Here is a 6,659-nt window from a genome sequence, read left to right on the forward strand (position 1 = left end):
GCGCGCTTGGAACTGCACTACGCGAGACTCTGGTTCAGCTTCGTCCTAAGGGACGACATCTCCGACCCCTACGCCCTTTTCGCCGGCCGCTCCGAGTTCGAAGATGCCTTCCGCAGGGCCCTCTCCTGCAAAAGGGGCGACTGCCAGGGGTGTACCGCCCTTGCGCGCTGCGCCTTCCCTGTTACCTTCGGCCAGCAGATAGCGAAGGACCCGGAGGCGGTGCGGCGTCATCAGAAGCCGCCGCTTCCTTTCATCTTCCGGTTTCCCGCTTTGCCGCCCCTCCCCAATGCGGGCGCTGCCTGCGAGCTGTCCCTGACGCTGGTGGGGAGTGCGGTGCAGCATTTTGCCGTCTACCTTTCCGCGGTGCGCTTTCTCATTGAGGCGAGACGCGGGACCGTGGTCGCGGTGCACGCCGAGTCTTCGGGCGGGGCGCGAAGCGTGGTCGCGGGGCAGGATCACCCCGCACTGCCGCTACTTGGTTCGCTCGACCCGGACATGACTGGTCCGCTGTCGACCGAGACGCTCTCCCTTCGCTTTCTGACGCCGCTAAAGCTCGTCCAGGACGGCCGTCTGCTCAAAAGCTACACCTTCGCGCATCTCGCACGCTCGCTCATGCGCAGGGTCTCGTCGCTTGCCTATCACTACGAGGGAGACGAGCCCGATCTCGACTACCGGTGGCTTTCCCAGTGCAGCGAAGACGTCCGGACCATCGCGTCCGACTGCCGCTTCGTCTCGTGGAACGGCCGTCCCGCCGGGATCCTTGGGGTGGCGCGGTTTCAGGGGGACCTGGAGCCCTTCCACCTTCTCCTGCGGCTTGGCGTTGCCACCCACCTCGGCAAGGGCGCTCCGTTCGGCTTCGGCAGCTACCGCCTGGAGCCCTGACCCGGCCACGCCCGGCTCTGTTCCACCCCCGCCATGCACCCACCTTCTTCCTCTCTCCACCCCATGCTAAAAGATTAAAAACTTGTAATGCTTGTCGTCTTGGCTAGAATACCCTGGTGCCGTTTTACCCCCTGAGTACAGGAGCCGGTCATGGCCCAGTCCTTTTGGAGACCGCTGCTGATCACCGCACTGTTCGTGCTCTTGCTTGACCTCTTTTACGGGGCGATGGTGAAGCAGACGGCAGAGCGCGGGGTCGAGATTACCTACAGCAGGTTCAGGCAGGAACTCTCCGCCAACAACGTGAAGAACCTCATCCTCAGGGGGAGGAGCGCGAAGGGACAGTTTCGTACTCCCATCTCGGTCCCGGCTACCGCGGTCGAGGAAAAAGGGAAGATGGTCAGTGCCGCGGCCTTCAACACCACCCTCCCTTCAATGGAGGACCCAAGCCTGCTGCCCGAGCTTAGCGCGCGGCGGGTCGACGTGAATGTTGTATCTACCGAAAATTCCGCCTTCGGTTCGATAGTTCTCTACCTGCTCCCCTGGGCGATCATCATCGGGGTCTGGCTTTTCGTCATGAGAGGGATGCGGAAACAGGGGCCTACCGGCATGATGGGAGGCTTCGCCCGCTCCGGAGCGAAGGCCTACACCTCGGAGCGAATCGATGTGACCTTCGCCGACGTGGCCGGCATGGAGGAGGCGAAGCAGGAGCTGCGCGAGGTGGTCGAATACCTGAAGGATCCCAGGAAGTTCCAGCAGATCGGCGGGAAGGTGCCCAAGGGGGTGCTGCTCGTCGGGCCTCCGGGGACGGGGAAGACCCTGCTTGCCCGGGCGGTGGCGGGGGAGGCGGGGGTCCCTTTCTTCTCCATATCGGCCTCGGCTTTCATCGAGATGTTTGTCGGCGTGGGAGCGAGCCGCGTACGCGACCTCTTTGCAGGTGCACGAAAGATGCTCCCGAGCATCATCTTCATCGACGAACTGGACGCGGTGGGCAGAAGCCGTGGCGCCGGCTTCGGCGGCGGGCACGACGAGCGTGAGCAGACCCTGAACCAGCTTTTGTCGGAGATGGACGGCTTCGACCCGCACACCGAGGTCGTGGTCATCGCCGCCACCAACCGCCCCGACGTCCTCGACCCGGCCCTGCTGCGCCCCGGACGCTTCGACCGCAACGTGGTGATCGAACGTCCGGACTGGCGTGATCGGGAGAAGATCCTGAAGGTGCACACCCGGAAGGTGCCGCTCACCCCGGACGTTGATCTCGCCATCATCGCGAAGGGGACCCCCGGTATGACCGGCGCCGATCTGGAGGGACTCGTCAACGAGGCCGCCATCCTGGCCGCGAGGGACAACAAACAGGTCGTCGGGCTAGAGGAGCTCGAGCGCGCCAAGGACAAGATCCTAATGGGCGGTGAGCGGCGCATGGTCATCTCCGATGAGGAGAAAAGGATCACTGCGTACCACGAGGCAGGGCATGCCCTCGTAGCTCGCCTGCTGCCCAGTACGGATCCGGTGCACAAGGTGACCATCCTGCCGAGAGGGCGGGCCCTGGGCGTCACCCAGCAACTCCCCGAGGACGACCGATACCACTACCCGCGCGCATACCTGGTGAACCGGCTCTGCGTCGCCTTGGGTGGGAGGGTCGCCGAACGGATCGTTTTTCACGACGTCTCCTCAGGTGCGCAAAGCGATCTGAAGCACGTGACGGAGCTGGCGGAAAAGATGGTCTGTCAATGGGGAATGAGCGAGAAGATCGGGGCGATGACTTTCCCGCGCGGGGAGGAACATCCGTTTTTGGGGATGAAGCTGGCCGAGGAAAAGACCTTCTCGGAAGAGATGGCCTGGCTTATCGATCAGGAGATCGCGGCATTGATTCGTGCCGCTGAAGGGAAGTCAATGGAGCTGGTAACGGCAAACCGCAGCAAACTCGACGCATTGGCGCTGGCCCTTTTGGACGAGGAGACCCTCGACGGCCGACGCGTGGACGAGATTCTCGCAGCAGGTGCATGAAGCGGAGCAGTCGAAACTGGCCTTCACACACACCGCCTTTTGCTCAATAGATGATGATGTAACCTTTCCTTGTAGCAATCCCGGTGATCTCGAGTGTGTCCTTGATCCGGAAAGTCTCGCCATCCAAGGTGAAGATGTACCCGTCACCATCAGGTACAGCCAGCTCCATCAAAGATTCGAACGATGCAGTCTTTATAGTTTCCATGGCCGGCACTATATCATGTGTTGAAAGTGCGGTAAAGGCTTTGGAGCATTGCATTGCAGGTGAATTGTGTCATAGTAGTGTCTGCTCAAATTCCAGAAGGATTCTGAGTGTTTAATTCAATGTAATGGAGGTGAGGATGGCGAGGAAGAGAAAAAGTGGGATACTGTTGCACCCGACGTCTTTGCCTGGGCCGGGCGGCATAGGCTCTTTCGGAGACGAGGCAAAGCGGTTCGTTGATTTTCTCCACAAGTCAGGGCAGTCCCTGTGGCAGATCCTTCCCCTTGGTCCTACCGCGTACGGCAACTCTCCCTATTCGTGCTATTCGGCCTTCGCCGGAAATCCTCTGCTCATAAACCTTGAAGCCCTTGAGGACGAGGGTGACCTGCTCCCCGGGGAGGCCAGGCCGGAACTGGATTCGACCCGCGTCGATTACGGGGCGGCGGAACTGTACAAGTCGGCAAGGCTCAAGGAGGCAGCGGCCCGCTTCTTTGCCGAGGCGCCCCAAAAACGCAAAGAGGAGTTCTGGCAATTCTGCGATACCACCTTCTGGCTGCACGACTACGCCCTTTTCATGGCGCTGAAAGAACAGTTCAAAGAGGTGAGCTGGAAGGATTGGCCTGACGCACTGGCAAAGCGGGAGCCGGAAGCCCTTTCCACTTGGAGCGAGAAACTCGGGAGTGCCATAGGCGAGCAGAAATACCAGCAATGGCAATTCGCACGCCAGTGGAAGCAGCTCAAAACCTACGCCAACGTGCTCGGCATATCCATCGTGGGGGATCTCCCCATCTTCGTTGCCTACGACTCAGCCGATGTATGGGCCAATCCGCACCTCTTCCACCTGGATGAGAAGGGAATTCCCATTGTCGTAGCCGGTGTCCCCCCCGACTACTTCAGCAAGACCGGCCAACTCTGGGGGAACCCGCTCTACAACTGGGACCGCATGGCCCAGGAGGGATTCGGCTGGTGGATCGCACGCCTGCGTAACGACCTCTCCCTATACGACATGGTGCGCATCGACCACTTCCGCGGTTTCGAGGCCTTCTGGGAGGTCCCGATGTGGGAGAAGACGGCGATCAACGGCCGTTGGGTCAAGGGGCCGGGCGAGGCGCTTTTCCGTGCCCTCAGAAACGCACTGGGGAGCCTCCCCATCATCGCGGAAGATCTCGGCATCATAACGCCGGAAGTTGAGACGTTGCGCGATCAGTTCGGATTTCCGGGGATGAAGATACTGCAGTTCGCCTTCGGTTCGGGCCCGGAAAACCCGTATCTGCCGCACAACCACGTTCGCTCCTGCGTCGTCTACACCGGGACTCACGACAACGACACCACTATGGGTTGGTTTCAGTCGTTGAAGGGGAAGGAACAGAAAAACGTACTGGCCTACTTCGATCGGGACGGTGCGGACATCGTGTGGCACATGGTGCGCTGCGCGCTCGCTTCCGTGGCCGATTACGCCATCATACCGATGCAGGATCTGCTCGAGTTGCCGAGTACCGGGAGGATGAACGTGCCGGGTGTCGCGGGAGGCAACTGGAGTTGGAGGTGCCCGGCGGATGCCTTCACCGGAAAGCTTGCGTCGAAGCTCTCGCGGGCCACCGAGCTGTACGGACGGCTACCAGACTGAAATGGTGGAGTTTTAATTCCAAAATTATTGACAAAGAGGGTGAAGTTTCGTTATAGAGAAAACACTCTATATTCTTTACGAAACAGCTTCAGAAAGGACGGGAGAGATTATGTCAGAAAAAGAATTCGGATTTGATACCCTTGCGCTCCATGCCGGCCAGACTGTAGATCCCACCACCCTGTCCCGTGCCGTACCGATCTATCAGACCTCTTCGTACGTGTTCAAAAGTTCCGAGCATGCGGCCAACCTTTTCGGGCTGAAGGAATTTGGCAACATCTACACCCGTCTGATGAACCCGACGACTGACGTGCTTGAAAAAAGAGTGGCGGAGTTGGATGGCGGCGTTGCAGCGCTCGCTGTCGCCTCCGGTCAGGCTGCCACCACCTACGCCGTGCTCAACATAGCGAGCGCGGGCCAGAACATAATCTCTACCAGTTATCTCTATGGCGGGACCTACAACCTTTTCCATTACACCCTGCCGAAACTCGGCATCACCGTTAAGTTCGTCGACTCGTCGGATCCGGAGAACATCCGCAAAGCCATCGATGAGAACACCCGTCTGGTTTACAGCGAAGCGATCGGGAACCCGAAGAACAACGTCGACGACTTCGAGGCGATTGCCACGGTTGCCCATGATGCAGGGATTCCTTATATCGTGGACAACACCGCGGCGACCCCGTATGTGTTCAAGCCGCTGCAGCACGGAGCAGACATAGTCGTTTATTCGCTGACCAAATTCATGAGTGGCCACGGCACGAGTATCGGCGGTTGTGTCGTTGATGGTGGTACCTTTCCATGGAACAACGGCAAGTTTCCCGAGTTCACCGAGCCTGATCCCTCCTACCACGGTCTCAAATTCTGGGATGCCCTGGGGAACATCTCCTACATCATCAAGATGAGGGTTGAACTGCTGCGAGACATGGGCGCATGCCTTTCGCCGTTCAACGCCTTCCAGATCCTGCAAGGGCTTGAGACCCTGCACGTCAGGATGGCGCGTCACGTAGAGAATGCCCAGAAGGTCGCCGAGTGGCTTGAACAGAATCCACTGGTGAGCTGGGTCAACTACCCCGGGTTGCCGAGCCACAAAGATCATGCGAATGCGAAGAAGTATCTCCCCAATGGCACGGGAGCCATCATAGGCTTCGGCATCAAGGGTGGTGTGGAAGCAGGCTCGAAGTTCATCGACAATGTGAAGCTTTTGTCCCATCTGGCTAATATCGGTGACGCAAAGAGCCTCGTCATACACCCGGCGTCTACTACGCACCAGCAATTAAGCCCGGCAGAGCAGTTGGCGTCAGGGGTGAGCCCCGACTTCATCAGGCTTTCCATTGGCATTGAAGACGTGAAGGACATTATCGCCGACCTGGACCAGGCCCTCAAAGCAGCACAGGCCTGAGTAAAGGGATAACAGCACCCATAGCAGTAAAGCCAAGGGCGATGCGCAAGCATCGCCCTTGGTCGTTTGAGCCACGCCGTTGCAATAGCGTCACCGTAATCTCCTGTGCACAAGGTCCACAAGCTCCACAAGGTGGTTGCGCACGAACAATTGTTATAGCTTAAGTCTCTTGAGAAAAAACTAACAACAAACCCGTTGACGGGGAGGGGGGCTTTTGTTATAACCACCCTCCGCTGACGCACGAGACACTTTCTGCTCAGCGGCCGACAAAAAAGCATTGACAGCCGAAACGGCCTTTGCTATAAAGCTGGACTCCGCAGCAACGACGTTCTTTTCAACCGAATATTTGGACCGGCAGTCACCGTGGGAAAGTTGCGGTGGCTGCGAATCTGAGAAAGATTTAAGAAAAGAAAATCTTGACAGGTTGGAACGGTTCAGGTAGGGTGCTGAGTCTGTCGCAAACAGCGGCTTGGTCTTTGAAAACTAAATAGTAGACGAAACAGTAATGTAGGTTTTTAAGTAAGTCAGTTGTTTCAAACTAGAATCGG

4 protein-coding genes are annotated in these 6,659 nt (G+C 58.5%); all 4 read left to right on the plus strand.

All coding sequences use genetic code 11. The features are described 5' to 3' along the window. Positions 1–6: 6 nt before the first annotated feature. The 4 genes from cas6 to E8L22_RS21015 all read left to right on the plus strand — a co-directional run bounded on the left by cas6 (position 7) and on the right by E8L22_RS21015 (position 6,111). Positions 7–882 (plus strand): CRISPR system precrRNA processing endoribonuclease RAMP protein Cas6, encoded by an 876-nt coding sequence (gene cas6 / locus E8L22_RS21000; RefSeq protein ID WP_136527056.1) that lies wholly within the window; start codon positions 7–9, stop codon positions 880–882. 150 nt (positions 883–1,032) lie between these two features. Continuing rightward, the gene (ftsH, locus tag E8L22_RS21005; protein ID WP_136527057.1) at positions 1,033–2,886 is read left to right on the plus strand and encodes an ATP-dependent zinc metalloprotease FtsH; all 1,854 of its coding nucleotides are present in this window, start codon (positions 1,033–1,035) and stop codon (positions 2,884–2,886) included. 341 nt (positions 2,887–3,227) lie between these two features. Further along, positions 3,228–4,715: a 4-alpha-glucanotransferase gene (malQ, locus tag E8L22_RS21010; protein ID WP_136516380.1), complete on the plus strand. Its 1,488-nt coding sequence runs from the start codon at positions 3,228–3,230 to the stop codon at positions 4,713–4,715. Between the two features lie 109 nt (positions 4,716–4,824). Next, positions 4,825–6,111, plus strand: coding sequence for a homocysteine synthase (locus tag E8L22_RS21015; RefSeq protein WP_136527058.1), 1,287 nt, complete (start codon positions 4,825–4,827; stop codon positions 6,109–6,111). The last annotated feature ends 548 nt before the right edge of the window (positions 6,112–6,659 follow it).

Source organism: Geomonas ferrireducens, assembly GCF_004917065.1.
Taxonomy (GTDB): domain Bacteria; phylum Desulfobacterota; class Desulfuromonadia; order Geobacterales; family Geobacteraceae; genus Geomonas; species Geomonas ferrireducens.